The following is a 19,360-nucleotide window of genomic DNA, read 5'->3' as shown; positions in this document are numbered from 1 at the left end:
TCCCTCATCCCCAAACCTCAGGTTTGGGGATTGTTGTGCTAGACCAAGGTCCAGGACAACCTCATGCGCGAGAGGGTATACGAACGGACAGGAAGCCGCTACACTGGGAATGTGGAAATTATCGCTAAAGGAGCTTTAACCGAACTATGAACCGATTGACTCGTTTCTCTATGAAAAATGTCGCCGCGATCCTCATCCTCATGCTGCTGCTCGTAGCAGGCGGCAGCTATGCGGCTACAACGCTCAAGACTGAGAGCATGCCGGACGTGAGCTTCCCGTTCGTGGCGGTGACGACCTCCTACCAGGCATCCCCCAAGGATGTGCTGGAGCAAGTCACGAAGCCGATCGAGCAAGCTATTGCCGGACTGGACGGCATCAAGGTAATGGTGTCCACGTCTGCGGAAAATTCGTCGCAGGTGCTCGTGCAGTTGAACGCCGGGGCCGAGCCCGAGACGTTCAAGAAGGATGCCGAGGCGGCGATGGCCAATGTAAGGCTCCCGCAGAACGCGGGAAGGCCAATAGTCGCCACGGAGGGGTTCTCTTCGAGCCCGGTGTACTACTTGTCCATCCTGGCGACGAACGAGATGAGCCAAGAGAAGCTCGACGAGCGTTACCAGGACACCCTGCTGCCGGGCTTTCTGGCCCTGGAGGGGATCGACCATCTCGACTCGATCGGGTCGCGGGAAGCGTCCGTCAGCGTCAAGCTGAAGGGCGAAGCGCTGAACCGCTACGGACTCACGCCGGTGCAGGTGGCAGGCCTCATCAGAGCCTCGATAGCGAGCAGTCCGGTAGGGGCGGTCGATGTGCAGCAGAACACCCAGATGGTCCGCGTCAGAGGCGATCTGGACACGCTGGCGAAGCTCGAGAGCCTGAAGCTGCCGACGACGAAAGGCATCGTCTCTCTGAAGGAGCTAGGCACGGTTCAGTCGATCTATGAGTCGAAGTTCCTTACGCGCTACGACGGCAAGCCCGCCATCGGCGTACATCTGTACAAGACGAAAGCGGCCAACGAGGTCGAATTCGCCGCCGGCGTCGACAAGCTGATCGAGAGCTGGAAGCAGTCGAACCCCGACATTACGGTTCAGACGGTATTTAACGGGGCGAGCGATATCAAGAAGTCGATCGAGGGCATGCTGCGCGAAGGCATCATGGGGGCGATTCTAGCTTCGCTGATGATTCTGTTGTTCCTGCGCAACCTCCGGATGACGCTGATTGTGCTCGTGTCGATCCCGCTTTCAATTCTGGCCAGCCTGCTGCTGATGTCCGCGCTCGACATCTCGCTGAACATCATGACGCTGGGCGGCATGGCGATCTCCGTGGGCCGCGTAGTGGACGACAGCATTGTCGTGATCGAGAACATTTATACCCACCTGCAAAAAGCGCAACGCCGCAACGAATCGGTCATCCGTTTCGCCACGAAGCAGGTTTCTTCGGCCATCACGTCTTCGACTCTGACGACTGTAGGCGTATTCGCGCCAATCGCTTTCGTGAGCGGGATTGTGGGAGAAGTGTTCGTCCCGTTCGCATTGACGCTCGTATGCGCGCTTCTGGCCTCATTGATCGTGGCGCTGACAGTGATTCCGGTACTGGCCAAAATTATGGTGCTGCGGGACACGGGAGATGCGAAGCCTCACAAAGAGACCGTCGGCCGCACGGTCGGCGGCTATAAGAAAGTGTTGGTCTGGTCGTTGAACCATTGGATCATCACGCTGGTTGCAGCGGCGATCCTGCTGGGAAGCGCCATCGTATTCATTACACCGAAGCTGCCGGTGGCCTTTATGCCGGAGAGCGAGTCGGATCGGTCGATGTTTTTCACGCTGATCATGCCTAGAGGAACGACGATCGACAAGACGGATCAGGAGACGAAGAAAGTGGAGGACCTGCTGCGGAACGCCAAGGATGCGAACAATAACCCGCAGTTCAAATTTGTGGAGTCGATGGTCGGCTACAACTGGGGGACGGAGCAGGTGGCGAGCCGGACGTTGTTCATGACGGAAGTGAACGAGTCGAGCAAGGCCAAAGACGTCCTGAAGCAGTACAAAGACAGCATCCAGGCGATGCTGCCAACCGGTGCGCGGATTGCCGGGGAGATTGTTACCTTCGGCCCGTCGAATGAAGCAAGCAGCTCTATGAGCTATTCGCTCAAGAGCGATAGTCTAGACAAGCTTAAGCAAGCGTCCGCCCTCGTCCAGGAGAAAATGAAGCAGTTCCCCGAGCTGGTCGACGTGAAGGACAATTTGACCGACGCCAAGAAGGAAATCGACATCACAGTGAATCCGGAGAAGGCATCCTTGGTCGGTCTGACGAACGCTCAAGTCATCGAGCAAGTGAATGGCTGGATTGGCAAGCAGCAGTTGGGCAGCCTGCCGCTGAATGGCCTAAACTATAAAACGACCGTGGAGCTCGACGGGACGGAAAAAGGCTCGCTGGAGCATATCGCCAAGCTGCCGCTGCGTTCTCTTGCGGGCGGGGAGATCAAGCTGTCCGATATCGCGACAGTCACCTCCATCGACGCTCCGAATACGATCAATCGGGAAATGCAGGAGCAGGTCGTCCGGATATCCGCCCGTATCGAGGGCGCCGACAAACAAGGCATCAGCAACAAAGTGACGGAAGCGCTGAAATCGGTCGATCTGCCGCCTGGCGTGAGCCGCGAGGTGAAGGGCGTCTCCGACGAAGTCGACAAGAGCTTCCGCGAGATGTTTATCGCCATGGGGGTATCGGTGCTCATCGTGTACCTGGTCATGGTTATCGCCTTCGGCAATGCGAGCGCCCCGTTCGCGATTCTGTTCTCGCTGCCGCTGGCGGCGATCGGAGGGCTGCTCGGGTTGCTTATCGCGCGGGAAACAGTCAACGTCACGTCGTTGATCGGGTTCCTGATGCTGATCGGGATCGTCGTCACGAACGCCATCGTCTTGATCGATCGGGTGCAGCAGCTGCGCGGCGAAGGCCGATCGGTCCGCGAAGCCCTGGTCGAAGCGGGAATGAGCCGGCTCCGTCCGATCGTCATGACGGCGGGTGCGACCATCATGACGCTGCTGCCCCTGGCGCTTGGATTCTCCAAGGGCGCGTTCATCTCCAAAGGGCTGGCCGTTGTCGTAATCGGCGGTCTGACGACGTCTACGCTGCTGACACTCGTGATCGTACCGATCATCTACGAGCGCAATGAAGCGATCAAGACGCAGTTCCGCAAATGGTTCAAGTCTCGCAAGCAAGCAGTCGAGAAATCCGCGGCGTAGCATAGAAAAAGGGGTCTCCACACATGCTAAATGCGGTGAAGAAGCCCCTTATTAATTTTTTCAAAAAATACTTGCATTTTGTTTCGAGTTTTGATATATTATTTCTTGTCGCCGCAAACGGAACGAAAAAAACGAGCGGATGACGAACGAGGACAAGTCCTCGAATGAAGACTATATGCGGACGTGGCTCAGTGGTAGAGCATCGCCTTGCCAAGGCGAGGGTCGCGAGTTCGAATCTCGTCGTCCGCTCCATAATTTGTGCCTTTAGCTCAGCCGGATAGAGCGTTTGACTACGAATCAAAAGGTCGGGAGTTCGAATCTCTCAAGGCACGCCATTTTTTACTTCATTAGAAATATGAAGTGAAGGCACAGCAATATCAACGGGACGTAGCTCAGCTTGGTAGAGCACCTGGTTTGGGACCAGGGGGTCGCATGTTCAAATCGTGTCGTCCCGACTTTCAGTAATGCGGGTGTAGTTCAATGGTAGAACTCCAGCCTTCCAAGCTGGTAGCGTGGGTTCGATTCCCATCACCCGCTTATATGAGAACGCCATAGCCGCAAGGCTTTTTTTTATTTTCTGAAGAAATACTGCCTCTGACTCCCCCTCGAGAACCACCCCTGCACCTACATTTCTCCCCGTCGCATGCATGTGCATATACCCGAATCGTGTGTATTGTCGAGGCCGCATCCACCCGGTACAGTGAGATTATGCTGGTTAATTGGAATGGAGGATCCTCATGAGAGCTTCACGCGGAGAGAAATTATTTTATGCCCTTAATTATGCCTTCCTGTCGGTGCTCGGCATTTTGTGCGTGCTGCCGATGGTGCATTTGCTGGCGCTGTCGTTCAGCGGTCAATCCGCGGTCATCTCCGGACATGTCGGGCTGTGGCCCATCGAATGGAACGTAGAATCGTACAAGCTGCTGTTCAAAGGAACGCGCATCGTGCCGGCTTTCTGGAACAGCATCCTCATTACGGTGATCGGGTCGGCGCTGAGCATTCTGTTCACGATCCTGGCGGCGTACCCGCTGTCCAAAAAGTATTTTATCGGCCGGCGCACCTTCACCCTGATGATCGTCTTCACCATGCTGTTCGGTGCGGGACTCATTCCGAACTATTTGCTGATCAAGAGCCTGGGGATGGTCAATACGTACTGGGCGCTCTGGATGCCGGGACTCGTAAGTGTGTACAATACGCTGGTGCTCAAGACGTTCTTCGAGAACATCCCGCCGGAGCTGGAGGAAGCGGCACGGATGGACGGATGCTCCGAGGTGAGACTGGTAGCGCGGATCTTCCTGCCTCTCGCCTTGCCGGCCCTAGCGACGCTGATCCTGTTCTACGCCGTCAGCTATTGGAACATGTTCCAAAACGTCCTCATCTACATCAACGCGCAACAGAAGCAGAACCTGACCGTAATCGTCCAACAGATGATCATGAACAGCATGCTGCAAAATGTGGACCAGTACCTCCGCCCGGATGAAGCGATGCAGATCACGCCGGAATCCGTCAAGTCTTCAGGGGTCATCATAATGATCGCACCGATGCTGCTTGTGTATCCGTTCGTTCAGAGGCATTTCGTCAAAGGCGTGATGATCGGCTCGGTCAAAGGCTGATTCGCCCGAAAGCGGCATATCCCTGAAAAACGTATATCCGTCAAAACCGCGTTATACAAAGATTCTTGTATATTGCGACTGGTGTGGTGGAGCGATTAGATTGGGGGCATGGCGAACAACCGCTGCGGCGGTGAAGCCGGGGTATCACGAGGGATTATTAATTTGGGGAGGGTCTGTAAGCATGAAAAAACGATTGGTTACAGCGGTCGCATTCACGATGGTGCTGTCGAGCGGCGTTCTGCTGGCGGCATGCGGCAAGGAAGAGAAGGAGCCGACGGGGGCGGCGAGCCCAAGCGCGAGCGCAACGGCTACGGCAACACCGGAGAAGCGCGGTAAAATCACTACATCGATCTACGATCGCGGGAACATGGTGGTAGAGGAAGGGACGCTCGATAAAAACCGTTGGACGGAGTGGCTGAACAAGAACGGTCCGGTCGACGTTACATTCATTCCGATTCCGCGAACGAATCCCCAAGAAAAAATCAACGTGATGTTCGCCTCGGGGGACGCGCCGGATCTCATTCAGGATTACGGCGGAGGCAACCGGAACGCGTGGTACGAAGCGAAGCAATTGCTCCCTCTCGACGATTTGATCGAAAAATATAGCGTAGAATACAAGGCGCTGCTCAAGGCCAATCCCGTGCTTAAGAAGTACGGAACCCGCTCCGACGGCAAATTGTACGACATCGCAACGCAGGGCCGTGCGGACGTCAACTGGGTGTTCATCGTCCGTCAGGACTGGCTGAAGAAGCTGGGCCTCGAAGCGCCGAAGACAACCGACGAGCTGTTCGCCGTAGCGAAGGCATTCACAGAGAAGGATCCGGACGGCAACGGCAAAAACGACACATTCGGTCTTACGCTGGGCGGCGCCTACAACAACAAGGTGATCGACTTCATGTTCGGGGCGCCGGTATTCTCGAACTATGTGCTGAAAGACGGCAATCTGAGCTATTCTTGGGACCAGCAAAAGGCGGGTCTCGAGTTCAAGAAGAAGCTGTTCTCGGAAAACATCATCGACAAGGACTTCGCGGCGGATCAAACGGGAGACAAGGCGAAGCGCGATTTCCTGAACGGCAAGCTCGGTTTCTATACAGGCGCTCTGCTAAGCGCTGCCGAGATGGAAACGCTTATGAAGAACGATCCGAACGCCGTGCTGCAGCCGATTGCGCTGCCTAAGAGCTCCTTCGGCCAGTTCGGGCTGCCGGTTACGGCACCGGTTCAGAGCGTAGCGGTTGTGAATGCTAAAGCGAAAGACCCGGTAGCGGTGATCAAGTACATCGACTTTATGGTGAGAGAGGGCACTTACAAGGCGATGAAGTGGGGCATTGAGGGCGAGCACTACAAGCCGAACCAGCTTGGCTGCGCGGTGCCGATCGACGCCGACAAGAACAAAAAAGAACGCGGCTATGCCGGCGACTACGGCATGATGCAATCGATCCCGCCTACTATCTTGAAAAATTGCGACGACCGTCTCGACTCCCTAGTGGAGACCAACCCGGCGCAAAAGGAACTCAAGCGCATTCTGACGGAAGCTCGCAAGATCTATCTCGATCCGAAGACGCCTATGGCCGGTATTCTCGTAGACGTGCCGTCGATCACGAAGGACCTGGATCTGATCGTAGCGAGTGTGCCGAGCATTCAGAGCGGAGCCTCGAAGCTCGGTACGCCGGACGAGTTCGTAAAAGCGATCGTAACCGCAAGCTATACAGCCGATCAAGCGATCAAGAATGCCCAGGATATTTGGAACAAAGCGGGCGGCGGCAAGGTCGACGAGTTCTTCATCAACTGGTGGAAAGCAAACAAGGACCGTGCGATTACGGTAAACGACTCTTATCCGAAATGATAAGTAACGCCTGACTGATTATGGCGAGGAGTTCAAACAGGCCTGACCCAGGGAGCTTGATTCCCTTTGGATCAGGCTTTTTTTCATTGCGGCGGAAAAACGTATATGGCCGATTCTGGTGTATTTTCACGTTATCGCTTTGAGGGTACAATAAGGAATGCGGTCAACCGGACCGAAATGGAAACGGATCGTATCGTATCGTACTGGAGGCGGCGAGCTTGTTCAAACAAAAAACTTGGTTTACTAAGCTGCTTCTATCGTACATTCCGATCTTTATCGTCCTTGTGTTCTTGCTGTCTGCCGTCTTCTTCATCTTCGCCAACTATATGACGCAGAGTCAGACCCGCAAATCGAACGAGATGTTCATGGAGCAAGCGATGAGCAACATCGATCAGGTGCTGCGGCAAATCGACCAGAACGTGCTTCGTGAGCTGAACTATAATGACGGACTCAATGGCTTCTACTTTGCGGATTCCGGCGATCGATACAACGGTGTCGCTCTTCCTGCCTCCAGGCTGGAAAGCTTGAAGTCCGGCATGTCCCAGATCGACTCCGCTTATCTATATCGGTTCAGCGACGGCAAAGTGCTGAGCGGAAGCGTTATCGTCCCCGTCGAGCTATTCGGCGACGCGGCGTTTATCAAGCGCACGGAAGCGGAAGGGGTGCCTACGGAGTGGCAGCCGGTCCGCGAGTACCGCGAAAACACCGGCGACCCGGCGCGAAGCGTAATCAGTATCGTGCGCAAGGCGCCGCTCTTAACCGGCAATCGAGGGTTTATCGTCGTGAATGTGAACGTAGCGACGCTCAAGAAACAGATCGATGCGATGAGTTATTCGCATTATAGCTATATTCGAGTTGAGGATACACAAGGCAATCCGATCAATGCAACCGGTCAGGCCGCCGTCGCCTCGCCGCTGGCAGCGGCATCGCTGAAGTCTTCGTACACCGGCTTGACGATGCAGGTCGGACTGCGGGAGAGCGGATTTACCTTTGTGTTCTCCAGCCTATATTTGCTGTGGACGGTCATTACGGTCGTCATGCTCGTGCTCGGCGTGCTGTGGATCGTCCGCGTCTCCAAGCGAAATTATCGCCCGGTCGAAGCCATCCTGCGGCAGGTGCATACGTCCGCCCAACAGAAGGCGACTTCCGGCAAGGATGAGTTCCATTTCATCCAGGACGCCATTACGAAGCTGATCGACCAATCCAACGAATTCGAGCAGAAGCACCGGGAAGATCTGATGTACCGGAAGCAGCTGTTTTTCATGGACCTGCTGCAAGGGACGAAGCCGGTCCACGGCGACGCCTGGCGCGAGCAGCTGGCGGTGTACCGGCTGCCGGCGGAATTCGACGCGCTGCAGATGGCGGTCATCGAGATCGACAAACATCCGCAGTTCGCCGAGCTGTACAACCAGCGCGACCAGTCGCTCTTGAAGTTCGCGCTCAAGAGTGTCGTGCTGGAGCTCGCGACCAAACACGGCGCCGAGATTTGGGCGGAATGGATCGATGTAGACCGCCTCGGCGTCCTGCACTTCCTGCCGGGCGGCGAACATGCGGACCCTGATCGCGGGCAAGACCGCCCGGCGATCGTCCAGTACGAGGAGCTGCATATGTGGGTGAAGGATCACCTGCACTTCACGGTGACGATTGGGCTGAGCTCCTCCGCAGCCGGAGCGGAAGATGTGCCGCTTGCTTACGAGGAAGCGGTCACCGCCCTGAAGTACAAGACGGTGCTTGGCTTGAACCGCGTCATCTACTTCCTCGAGGTGAAGCCGAAGAGCGACATCGACGTCTATAACCGGCTGCAGGCGGTTCGTTCGATCGTAGTCATGTACAAGCAGGGCAATGCGGAGTGGCGTTCGGCGTTCGAGCAGCTCATCCGCCATCTGCAGGAGGAGCATGCCGCCGAGGACGACATCGTCATTACGCTCAATTATTTCAACTATCAGCTGAATCAGGCGATGAAGGAATTCAACCCCGGTTACACCGAGCACTGGGAGACGTCTGCTTATCCGCAGCTGATTACGCTGCTCGACCGCTTCGAGCTACTGAGCGAGCTGTGCGAACTGTACCTCCGCCTGCTGGACGAAGAGTTCCGCCGCATCGCCCACATCCGCGAGAGCAGCTCCAACCGGACGCTCATCCGGGAAATCCAGCAGTTCATCGAAGCGCATCTCGGGGACCCGGACCTCTCGCTCAATATGATCGGCGACCGGTTCGATCTGAACGACAAGCAGGTGAGCCAGCTCGTGAAGGATGAGCTCGGCGAGAAGTTCGTCGAGTACCTCGCGAGGCTGCGAATCCAACACGCGAAGCGGCTGCTGGAGGAGACGGAGGAGTCGATCCAATCGATCTCGCTGCAGGTCGGATATGTGCATTCGCTATCTTTCATACGGATGTTCAAGAAAATGATGCAGATGACTCCGGGCGACTATCGCAAACAAATTCGGGCCAAATAGGGAAGCGCCACGGCCGCCATATACGCGAATCTTGTGTATTGCAGCTCCCGTTCCGGGCGGATACAGTAGCCGTAGAACCCAACAGAAGGAGCCGATCTTCATGAAAGCAGCCGCGCTGAATGCCCGCAGGCCGATGTGGAAGCGGAACATCCCGCTCATCCTCATGTTTGCGCCTGTCCTGCTATACTTCGTCATTTTCAAATATTTGCCCATGGGCGGATTGATCATTGCGTTCAAAGAGTACAACCTGAGGGACGGGATCTGGGGGAGTCCGTGGGTTGGGACGACTAATTTCGAGATGCTGTACAACAGTCCGAATATGTTTAACGTCATTAAGAGTACATTCATCCTCAGTGTGCTCAGTACGTTCGTCGGGTTTCCGTTCCCGATCATGCTCGCTATTCTAATCAATGAGGTGCGCCGATCGTTTTTCAAAAAAGCGGTGCAGACGCTCGTCTATTTGCCGCATTTCCTTAACTGGGTCATTGTCGGCTCGTTCGTCGTCCTTATTTTCGCCCAGGAGCATGGGATCATGTCGTCGATCAGCAAAGCGCTCACCGGGGAGAGCTATCCGTTCCTGTATGAGAAGTCGTCCTGGCTGACGATCTTTCTCGGGGCGGGCATCTGGAAGGAAGCCGGGTTCTCGGCGATCATCTACTTGGCGGCGCTCAGCACGATCGATCCTAGCTTGTACGAATCCGCGAGCATCGACGGGGCCACCAAGTGGCGGCAAATGTGGCATATTACGCTTCCAGGCATCGCGCCGGTCGTAGCGCTGATGCTGATCCTGGCCATGGACAACGTGATGAACATCGGCTTCGACCAAGTGTATGTGCTCGGCAATCCGGTCGTTTCGGATCTGGCGAACGTGATCAGCGTGTGGAGCTATCGGATCGGTCTCGGCAGCGGGCAGTTCAGCTTGACCACAGCGCTCGGGCTGTTCCAATCGCTCATCGGCCTCCTGCTCGTGCTGATCGCCAATCGGATCGCCCGGCGTTTCGGGCAGAGCTTGTGGTAGGGGGACTTCAGGGGATGAGCAGAAGATTAACAGAGTTAAAAAACCGGATAGCCGCACAGCATGATCAATATGATCCGGAGGTTGGGCTGTTGAAAATCCCGTTTCTCGGCGCGCAGTACCACAGTGTGCTGAAGCCGGAGACGACGCCGACCGTGCATCCGATCTTCATCTCGACCTTGTATTCGTATTCGCTGCTGGAGAGCGGGGAGAACGAATATTTGGGGCGGGCGTGTACCATCCTGGAGCGGGTGACGGAGCTGCAGGACGGGGAATCTGCGAACGGCACGTTCGGCATCTGGTCGTATTTCTATGAGGAGCCGCTGGAGCGGATGGCGCCTCCGGATTGGAATATGGCGGACTTCAACGGCAAGAAGCTGCTGCTCGCTCTGCGTCGGCACGGGGACCGGCTGCCGGAATCGCTGCGGCTGCGGATTCGGCGAGCGTTGCTGAACGCTTCGGAGGCGATCATCCGCCGCAATGTGGGGCCGTCGTATACGAATATCGCGGTGATGGGAGCGTTCGTCACGCTGGTGACGGGCGAGACGCTTGGCCGGGAAGATTTCGTCGCGTACGGGCTGGCCAGGCTGGAGGCGTTCTATGCCTACACGATGCGCCTCGGTACGTTCGAGGAATACAACAGCCCGGTGTACACGCCGATTACGATCGAGGAGCTGCACAGCATCTACACCGAGACGCAGGTGCCGAAAGCGCGTCAATTGGCCGAGGAGCTAATTGATTTATCTTGGAAAAGCACAGCCGAGCATTATCATCCGGCTACCCGGCAATGGTCGGGGCCGCATAGCCGAGCGTATTACACGATGATGGAGGAGCACATCCGCCTCTTCCTCGATTCTGCGATTCGACCCGCTGAAGCGGGGGAGACGTTCGATCGGGACGACATTCGCTGTCCGGCCAAGTATTTGCCTATGTTCCAGGAACGTACGACACGAGCCGTCCGGGAAAAAGTGAAGGACAATCCGCTCACCGGAGAGATCAGCTGGGCGACGACTTATATGGATGAGTACGTGACGCTCGGCTCGCATTCCAAGGAATACATGTGGAATCAGCGGCGGAACTTGCTGGCGTATATCGGGAATGGCGACGATGGAGTTGCCTATGTCCAACTGCGCGTATTGCACAACCTCAAAGATTATGCGTCCGCCGTCATCACTTGCGCCCAGGATCGGTTCACCGCGCTGTTCGGCTTGAATTTCGCCACCGATGGCGGCTCCTGGCACCCGAATTTGGACAAGGTGAACGGACGAATCCGGGCTACCGATCTGCGGGTTCGGTTCGAGATCGGCGGGGCGCTGGAGCGCGAGGTGTTGGAGGTGGCCAAACCCTTGGCACCAGGAGAGTCGCTGGCGGTTCGCATCGGGGACCGGCACCGGTTGACCGTGAGGAGCTTGGCGAGCGTGTTCGACGAGACGGGCGGCTTCGAGCCGCGCGGCTGGGAAGTGTCTGAGGGGACAAGCGCCGGCGTAGAAGCCGGGTTTATCGATTTCGTCTTATACGAAGGCGAGGAGCGCGAGTTCGACTTTCATGAGATGGAGCGGGCGGCGCTGGCCTTTGCCTTCGCGATTACGGCTGCGGACGAGCCGGCTGTGTTCGGGCATGACGTGCAGGTGGCGGACGGAAGCTGCAAGGTGCGGCTGCAAGCGAACCAAAGCCAGGCGATGAGTGTCGGCATCCAACTGAAGCCGGATACGCTGCGCACGCTGTTCGAGCGCAATTCGTGGAGCTGACGCAGCAGAAAATACCAACTAACAAGAGCCCTGCCATTGGTGCGGGGCTCTTGGCGTTGGGAGCCAGTTGGGCGCTTGGGACAGCTTGACGGCAAGCCCAAGGTTTCATACTATTAAGGGATGGACTAAGTGAGTTAGATTTGTTTCACAAGAGCAGGCAATGGCAAATAGACCATGTGGGAGCATTCGCGGACCGGCCTGGAAGGGCGGTTTTCTTCGTATATTGCGACCCATTAAGGCCTCGTCCTTCCATCGCTTTACAGCAGGAATGTGACGAAGCTTGTCGAATGTAATTAGGATATCGGATGAGGTGAGAGAAATCATGGCAGAACAGATGATCGAATCAAACAAAATCAGTTCGAACCATTTATTGCGGCGCGATGTGCGCTTCCTCGGCAACATTCTGGGGGAAGTGCTTGTGCATCAAGGCGGTCAGGAGCTCCTGACGCTGGTGGAGCAAATCCGGGAGATGAGCAAGAAGATGCGGGAATCCTCCGACCCGGCGCTGTTCCAGGACTTCAAGAACGTGATCCGCTCGCTGAGCGACGAAGATCGGCATCAGGTGATTCGGGCGTTCGCGATTTACTTCCAGCTGGTCAATATCGCCGAGCAGAACCATCGGATCCGCCGCAAGCGAGACTATGAGCGGTCCTCCGCGGAACAGATCCAACCGGGCTCGATCGAAGGGGTCATCAACGAGCTGGCCAAGGCGAAGACGCCGCCAGCCGAGCTTCAAGACATCCTGAGCACGATCTCGCTCGAGCTGGTCATGACCGCGCACCCGACGGAAGCGATGCGCCGTGCAGTGCTGGATATTCATCAGCGCATCTCCAAGGAAGTGATGGAGCTCGAGAATCCGGTGCTGACGTACCGCGAGCGCGAACAGCTGCGAGAGAAGCTCGTAGGCGAAGTGCTCACCTTGTGGCAGACGAACGAGCTGCGCGACCGCAAGCCGACCGTCCTCGACGAAGTGCGCAACGGGATGTACTACTTCGACGAGACGCTGTTCGAGGTGCTGCCGGATCTGTACCAAGAGCTGGAGCGTTGCCTGAAAAAATATTACCCGAACGAGAAATGGGAAGTGCCGTCCTTCCTCAAATTCGGCTCCTGGATCGGCGGCGACCGCGACGGGAACCCTTGGGTCAAAGCGAACATTACGTGGGAGACGCTCTCGCTGCAGCGAGGCCTCACCCTGCAAAAATACAAGGAAGCGCTCAGCGCCCTGATGGAGCATATGAGCTTCAGCACGACGATCGTGAACGTGTCGCCGGAGCTGCTCGCTTCCATCGAGCTGGACAAGCAGCAGCTCGTGCTGAAGACGGAGGATGTGTGGCGCAACGACAACGAGCCTTACCGGATCAAGCTGACCTATATGCTCGAGAAGCTGGAGAATACGCAAGCCGCCGATCGCAAAGGCGCGCTCAAGTACCATTCGCCGGACGAGCTTGTCGCGGACCTGGAAGTGATCGAGCAGAGTCTCCGCAGCCATTATGCGGACTACACCGCCGATCACTACATCCAGAAGCTCATTCGTCAAGTCGACCTGTTCGGCTTCCACTTGGCCACCTTGGACGTGCGTCAGCACAGCAAGGAGCATGAGTCGGCGATGGCGGAGATTCTCGCCAAGATGCAGATCGTGGACAACTACGCCGAGCTGTCGGAGGAAGAGAAGATCAAGCTGCTGAGCCGGCTGCTGGGCGATCCGCGCCCGCTCGTCTCGCCATACATGGAGTACACCGCCGGCACGCAAGAGTGCATCCAGGTGTACAAGACGATCAAGGCGGCACAGCAGGAATTCGGCAAACGCTGCATCTCCACGTACTTGATCAGCATGACGCAAGGCGCGAGCGATCTGCTCGAGGTGATGGTGCTGGGCAAGGAAGTGGGCTTGTACCGCCGCGAAGCGGACGGCACGGTCACTTGTACGCTGCAGCCGTCGCCGCTGTTCGAGACGATCGACGACTTGCATGCGGCGCCCGCGATCATGCAGACATTGTTCGAAATCCCGGCTTACCGGGCCAGCATCACCAGCTTCGGCGACCTGCAGGAGATCATGCTCGGCTACTCCGACAGCAACAAGGACGGCGGCGTCCTGACGGCGAACTGGGAGCTGCGTGTAGCCTTGAAGGATATTACTGCCGTGGCCAAGCGCAACCAAGTGAAGCTGAAATTTTTCCACGGCCGGGGAGGAGCGCTCGGCCGCGGCGGCATGCCGCTCAACCGCAGCATCCTGGCACAGCCTCCGGAGACATTGGGCGGCGGCATCAAGATCACGGAGCAAGGCGAAGTGCTCTCCTCGCGGTACTCGCTGAAGGGCATCGCCTACCGCAGTCTGGAGCAGGCTATGTCGGCGCTGATCACGGCCGCGAAGCTGTCCAAGAACGTGGAGACGGATGAGCAGGAAGGCGAATGGGAAACGATCATGCGCGGCATATCCGAGCAGGCGCAGACGAAGTACCAGGATCTGATCTTCCGCGACCCGGACTTCCTCGTCTTCTTCAAGGAGTCGACGCCGCTGCCGGAGATCGGCGAGCTGAACATCGGCTCCCGCCCGTCCAAGCGGAAAAACAGCGACCGCTTCGAGGACCTGCGCGCGATCCCTTGGGTTTTCGCTTGGACCCAGAGCCGCTACTTGCTGCCGGCTTGGTACGCTGCAGGGACCGGGCTGAACACCTTCTATCAAGGCGAAGAAGCGAACCTGCAAACGCTGAAGACAATGTACGAGAATTGGTCGTTCTTCCGCACAACGATCGACAATCTGCAGATGGCGCTCAGCAAGGCCGATCTGCCGATCGCCAAGGAATACAGCGGCATGATCCAGGACGAAGCGATCGCGAAGCGCATTTTCGGCCAGATCGAGGAAGAGTACGCCCGCACGTCGGACCTTATCCTGCAGATTACCGGACAGAAGGAAATTCTCGATAACGTCCCGGTCATCCAGGAATCGATCCGATTGCGCAACCCCTACGTCGATCCGCTGAGCTATCTCCAGGTGCAACTGCTCACCGAGCTGCGGAGACAGGAAGAGCAGACCGACACGTACAACGGCTTGCTGCGAGAAGTGCTGCTGACGATCAACGGCATCGCCGCGGGTCTTCGCAATACGGGCTGATCGAGCTCGACTGCTGCTAAATTGATGAAATTCGGCAACTGCCGCATACTAAAGTCGAGCGCCGCTCTGCGAGTGGCTAAGCTCCGCAGGGAACCTCTCTCGGAAGCTTGGCGGCCGGTGAGTCGGAGGCTCGACTTTTTGCAGTAGAGACGTGAAGGAAAAGCGTTTGACGGGAAATCAACTTTGGAGGAAAATGGAATGAAATCGGTCCGAATCGGACGTGCGGCGGCGATTGTGATGGTGCTGCTCGGAGCGTTCTGCTGCGGCACGCTGTCGCCGCTCGTCAAGCTGGGGCAAGTGATTCCTACCATTACATTCAATATCGGCATCCCTCGAATCGGGAGCTCTCTGTCGGCTATGCTCGCTTCAGTGGAGCTGCCTGTGGCGACGGTCGGAGCGTGGCTGCAGCTGGACGAATCGATCGGGGCTCTGCAATGGACGGGGATGCTGTTGATTTTATGCGGCATTTATGTATAGGAGCGCAAACCGGCTCAAGTGGGGGCCACCCAATAGACGAAACTTTTTGACACCCGGTCCGTAAGTATTAAAGGCAAGGGTTTAGGAGGAATGTCGGTGAATTACGTGGAGACGCGCTTGGCCAAGCTTGCCCGCAACGGGGACCGGCGCGCTTTTATCGATTTGGTCGAGCTGTACAAGGATAAGATCTATCACCTCGCCTATCGGATGCTGCATAACGTGCAGGAAGCGGAGGATATCGTGCAGGAAACGTTTCTCCGCGTCTATACGAATCTGCATCGGTACGACGAGGCGCAGAAATTTTCCACATGGATTTACCGGATCGGCACGAATCTATGCATCGACCGGCTGCGCAAGCGCAAACCCAGCTATTCGCTGGACGCGGATGTGAACGATGGGGAAGGCACGGATTGGTACTCGATGCTGTCCAGCTTGGACCCGACGCCTGAGGGCGAGCTGCTCCTCTCGGAGACGCAGCAGCAGGTGAGGGAAGCGATTGATTCGCTGCCGGAGAAATACAAGTCCGCCGTCATTCTGCGTTATATGCACGACATGTCGCTTCAGGAGATCAGCGAAGTGCTCGAGATGCCCGTCACGACTGTGAAGACGCGCGTTCACCGGGGGCGGGAGTATCTCCGGCAGCGGCTTGAGAGAGAAGAAATGCTGTGAACTTTTACCAGGTAAAAATAGGTGCGATCCGACGGGAACGGTTGAAACATATTCCGAAGTGGTCCGTATAGTACAATACGATTAGTCAGTCTAGCCCGGACGAGAGGGCATGACGGGGACCCGCAAATGCAGCGACGGACGGCGCCCCCGATGAAATTGGATTAGCAGAGAGGAGTCGCTCTCATGATTTGCAAAGAAGCCATCCCCCTGATACACGAGTATCTGGATGGAGACCTGAAGGCCGCTCAGACGGCGGAGTTGAAAGCTCATCTATCGTCCTGCACGGACTGCCATACACGGTTCCAACAGCTGGAGAAGGCGGATCACGTATTTCGCTCGCTTGGAGCTGTAGCCGGCCCGCCTCATATGACGGACCGCATTCTGCGGGCGTTGCCTCCTCCACCGCGGAGGAAGTCCTGGGTGAGCTGGGTGCGGAGGCATCCGGCGTTATCCGCGGCCGCGATATTCGCTATCGTGATGCTGAGCAGCTTTTTCTCACTATGGGACCAGGATACCGATCTGATCGTGCGGGGTTCGGATCTCGATCATGTCGTCATTCAAGGCAATCAGGTCACGGTACCGAACGGTCAGACAGTGAAAGGCAATCTCGTCGTCGAGAACGGGACGATCCAGGTGGACGGTACGATCGAAGGCAATCTGGTCGTCATCGACGGCAGCTACGCGCTCGCCTCGACCGCCCATATCTCCGGGGAGATCAAGACCGTGGACCAGGCCGTGCAGTGGCTTTGGTACAAGACGAATCAAATTTTCAACGCCGTCACGCATTGAGCGGCGAGCTCCGTCGAGGAAGCTTCCCTTGTCCGATGGGCAGGGAGGCTTTTTTTGTGTTCTGCGGGACGGGAGCGGGGTGGGGCCAGTAGAAGACCGTCCCATTGCCGGAAGCATACCGGCGGGAACTTTTAGTGAAAATATGGTATGATGAAACATAAGCGACCTAATAGAGGGGCCTTACACAAGGTTGCGCGGGGGTTGACGGATGGATTGGATCAAAGAGATTGGCGTGAACGATGTCGTCGACATTCTGATCGTCAGCTATGTCATCTATAAATTAATCCTTCTGGTACGTGGAACGCGGGCGGTGCAGCTGCTGCAGGGTATCTTTGTCGTCGTTCTGACCTGGGCGCTCAGCATCTGGTTCAAGCTGAACACGCTCAAGTGGATGATGGACCAGATGTTCACGCTCGGCGTTCTGGCGGTCATTATTATTTTTCAGCCGGAGCTGAGACGGGCGCTGGAGCAATTGGGCCGGGGCCGGCTGTTCAGCCGTTCGTCCACTACCGAGGATCAGGACATTACCCAACGGATCGGGCATATTCTGAAGGCTCTGAACCATCTGGCCAAACGCAAAATCGGAGCGCTCGTCGTCTTCGAACGGAATACGGGGCTGGGCGACTATGTGGAGTCCGGCATCCCGATCGCCTCGCAGATTACGTCGGAGCTGCTCATCAATATTTTCATCCCGAATACGCCTCTTCACGATGGGGCCGTAATTATCCGCAATGGGCAAATTATGGCGGCGGGGTGCTACTTGCCCTTGTCGGAAAATCCGTTCATCAGCAAGGAGCTCGGAACGCGCCATCGGGCGGCGATCGGCATGAGCGAGGTGTCGGATGCGGTGTGCGTCGTGGTGTCGGAGGAGACGGGACAAATCTCGCTCGCCTTGAACGGCCAGATCGTGCGCGACATCAAGGAAGAATCGCTCGTCTCGAAGCTGTACGAAGAGCTGCGTCCGAAGGCGAAGTCGAAGGAAAAGACTCCTTTCTGGAAGTGGAAGGGGGGCCAGCATGAATAAATGGCTCGGCAAACCGAATGTGGTGAAGGTCATTGCGCTCATTCTCGGCATTCTGCTCTGGCTGGCGGTGCGAACCGACGAGCGGGGGGCGACGGGGACGGCAATTCCGACCGATCTCGAGAATACAATAACGAATGTAAAAGTAACTCCGGTCTACGACAGCGAACGGTTCCATATCCAGTCGCTAGACCCGGGTGAAGTGATGATTAAAGTAAAAGGCAAAGACAGCGCGCTGAAGAGGGTCAACGTGGCCACTTATCGGATCGTGCTGGATTTGTCGAACGCGAGGGTCGGCGAGAATACGATTCCGCTCAAGCCGGAGAAGTTCCCGAGCGGCGTAGACGTGTCGATCTATCCGCCATACGTGCGGGTTGTGCTGGAGAGTAAGGACCAGAAGGAGATGCCGGTCGTCGTGAATGTGGCGGGGACGCCGGCGGCGGGCTTCAAGGCCGGGCAGCCGGTCGTCAAGCCGATGCGCGTGATCGTGACGGCGGCGAGCAGCTTGATCGACAGCATCGCGGCGGTGAGAGCCGATGTGAGCGTCGACAACGCTTCGACCGCGGTGAACAAGCAGGTGAAGCTGGCGGCGTATGACAAAACCGGCAAGCAGCTCGACGTGGCGATGAATCCGGCGGTGGTTGATGTGGAAGTGCCGATTACACAGCCGTTCAAGAAGATGCCGCTGCAGCTCAAGACGACCGGTACGCCTCAGGCGGGCTACAGTATTGCTTCCTTCGTCCCGAGCACGGAGTCGATTACCGTGTACGGCACGCAGGAGCTGCTGAACACCATGGAATTCTATGAAGGGCCGACGGTCGATTTGACGGGGATCAAGGAGAGCAAGACCTTCAACTTTGATATTCCGTTACGCGGTAAAGTGACGACGCTCGATCCGCTTAAGCTGGAGGTCAAGGTGGAGGTCGTGCCTTCGTCGACGCGGACGTTCGAGAACGTGCCGATCACGATTGTCGGCCAGAACGACGTGTTCGATACGAAGGTGACGACGCCGCAGACCGGAACGGTCTCGCTGACGCTCGAGGGGGCGCCGGCCATCCTCGACAAGCTGAAGCTGCAAGACGTGCAAGCGATCGTCGATGTCAGCAATTTGCCGCCGGGGCAGCACTCGGTGCCGGTGAGCGTCAGCGCCGGCCAGTTCGTACGGCGCGTAGGGGCTGAGCTGCGGGCGGCGGTCGAGATCAGCGCCAAAGCGGGCGGCGGAGCCGGCGGTGGCGGTGGAGGCACGCCGGCTGGCGGCACGAGCGGCGTGACGTCGACCGGCGGCGGCGCGGCTGGCGGCGGCACCGGCACAGGCGGCGGAACGTCGGAGGCCGGCGGCAGTACCGGCGGGGCCGGTGGCGCAGGTGGCGCCGGCGGG

The 19,360-nt window shown here is 57.2% G+C and carries 12 protein-coding genes and 4 tRNA genes; all 16 read left to right on the top strand.

The genetic code is table 11. The features are described 5' to 3' along the window. Positions 1 to 146 precede the first annotated feature (146 nt). Entirely contained in the window at positions 147 to 3,239 is a 3,093-nt protein-coding gene (locus PKO02S_RS23685) for an efflux RND transporter permease subunit (RefSeq protein ID WP_127586841.1), read from the top strand. Between the two features lie 177 nt (positions 3,240 to 3,416). Further along, positions 3,417 to 3,491 (top strand) — tRNA-Gly (locus PKO02S_RS23680). 6 nt (positions 3,492 to 3,497) lie between these two features. Next, a tRNA-Arg gene (locus PKO02S_RS23675) sits at positions 3,498 to 3,574 on the top strand. A 46-nt stretch (positions 3,575 to 3,620) separates the two neighbouring features. Then, positions 3,621 to 3,694: transfer RNA gene (locus tag PKO02S_RS23670), tRNA-Pro, on the top strand. A gap of 11 nt (positions 3,695 to 3,705) precedes the next feature. Further along, a tRNA-Gly gene (locus PKO02S_RS23665) sits at positions 3,706 to 3,776 on the top strand. 200 nt (positions 3,777 to 3,976) lie between these two features. Continuing rightward, positions 3,977 to 4,852 (top strand): carbohydrate ABC transporter permease, encoded by an 876-nt coding sequence (locus PKO02S_RS23660; RefSeq protein WP_127586839.1) that lies wholly within the window; start codon positions 3,977 to 3,979, stop codon positions 4,850 to 4,852. 181 nt (positions 4,853 to 5,033) lie between these two features. Beyond that, positions 5,034 to 6,695 (top strand): extracellular solute-binding protein, encoded by a 1,662-nt coding sequence (locus PKO02S_RS23655; RefSeq protein WP_127586837.1) that lies wholly within the window; start codon positions 5,034 to 5,036, stop codon positions 6,693 to 6,695. Positions 6,696 to 6,913: 218 nt separating this feature from the next. Then, entirely contained in the window at positions 6,914 to 9,151 is a 2,238-nt protein-coding gene (locus tag PKO02S_RS23650) for a helix-turn-helix domain-containing protein (RefSeq protein WP_127586835.1), read from the top strand. A 100-nt stretch (positions 9,152 to 9,251) separates the two neighbouring features. Beyond that, entirely contained in the window at positions 9,252 to 10,169 is a 918-nt protein-coding gene (locus PKO02S_RS23645) for an ABC transporter permease (protein ID WP_127586833.1), read from the top strand. Positions 10,170 to 10,183: 14 nt separating this feature from the next. Next, positions 10,184 to 11,914: a DUF8769 domain-containing protein gene (locus PKO02S_RS23640; RefSeq protein WP_127586831.1), complete on the top strand. Its 1,731-nt coding sequence runs from the start codon at positions 10,184 to 10,186 to the stop codon at positions 11,912 to 11,914. A gap of 322 nt (positions 11,915 to 12,236) precedes the next feature. Then, complete coding sequence (ppc, locus tag PKO02S_RS23635) at positions 12,237 to 15,026, top strand: phosphoenolpyruvate carboxylase (protein WP_127586829.1); 2,790 nt, start codon at positions 12,237 to 12,239, stop codon at positions 15,024 to 15,026. A 198-nt stretch (positions 15,027 to 15,224) separates the two neighbouring features. Then, entirely contained in the window at positions 15,225 to 15,503 is a 279-nt protein-coding gene (locus tag PKO02S_RS23630; RefSeq protein ID WP_127586827.1) for a DMT family transporter, read from the top strand. 96 nt (positions 15,504 to 15,599) lie between these two features. Then, a complete protein-coding gene (sigW, locus tag PKO02S_RS23625; protein ID WP_127586825.1) occupies positions 15,600 to 16,172 on the top strand; it encodes an RNA polymerase sigma factor SigW in 573 nt (190 codons plus the stop codon). A 183-nt stretch (positions 16,173 to 16,355) separates the two neighbouring features. Beyond that, positions 16,356 to 16,961, top strand: coding sequence for a zf-HC2 domain-containing protein (locus PKO02S_RS23620; protein ID WP_127586823.1), 606 nt, complete (start codon positions 16,356 to 16,358; stop codon positions 16,959 to 16,961). Positions 16,962 to 17,169: 208 nt separating this feature from the next. Beyond that, entirely contained in the window at positions 17,170 to 17,985 is an 816-nt protein-coding gene (gene cdaA / locus PKO02S_RS23615; RefSeq protein ID WP_127586821.1) for a diadenylate cyclase CdaA, read from the top strand. Continuing rightward, the coding region (locus PKO02S_RS23610) for a CdaR family protein (RefSeq protein ID WP_127586819.1) at positions 17,978 to 19,360 on the top strand (1,383 nt) is incomplete at its 3' end. The genes cdaA and PKO02S_RS23610, both read left to right, overlap by 8 nt.

This window comes from Paenibacillus koleovorans NBRC 103111 (assembly GCF_004000845.1).
GTDB lineage: Bacteria > Bacillota > Bacilli > Paenibacillales > NBRC-103111 > Paenibacillus_AA > Paenibacillus_AA koleovorans.
The sequence above is the reverse complement of the archived record's forward strand: the minus strand, read 5'-3'. Positions and strand labels throughout refer to the sequence as shown.

Bases quoted from the DNA above. Each gene is read 5' to 3' on its own strand.
- PKO02S_RS23685 (WP_127586841.1), top strand. From the start codon at position 147: ATGAACCGATTGACTCGTTTCTCTATGAAAAATGTCGCCGCGATCCTC.
- PKO02S_RS23645 (WP_127586833.1), top strand. From the start codon at position 9,252: ATGAAAGCAGCCGCGCTGAATGCCCGCAGGCCGATGTGGAAGCGGAAC.
- PKO02S_RS23620 (WP_127586823.1), top strand. From the start codon at position 16,356: ATGATTTGCAAAGAAGCCATCCCCCTGATACACGAGTATCTGGATGGA.
- PKO02S_RS23630 (WP_127586827.1), top strand. From the start codon at position 15,225: ATGAAATCGGTCCGAATCGGACGTGCGGCGGCGATTGTGATGGTGCTG.
- cdaA (WP_127586821.1), top strand. From the start codon at position 17,170: ATGGATTGGATCAAAGAGATTGGCGTGAACGATGTCGTCGACATTCTG.
- PKO02S_RS23655 (WP_127586837.1), top strand. From the start codon at position 5,034: ATGAAAAAACGATTGGTTACAGCGGTCGCATTCACGATGGTGCTGTCG.
- PKO02S_RS23640 (WP_127586831.1), top strand. From the start codon at position 10,184: ATGAGCAGAAGATTAACAGAGTTAAAAAACCGGATAGCCGCACAGCAT.
- PKO02S_RS23660 (WP_127586839.1), top strand. From the start codon at position 3,977: ATGAGAGCTTCACGCGGAGAGAAATTATTTTATGCCCTTAATTATGCC.
- ppc (WP_127586829.1), top strand. From the start codon at position 12,237: ATGGCAGAACAGATGATCGAATCAAACAAAATCAGTTCGAACCATTTA.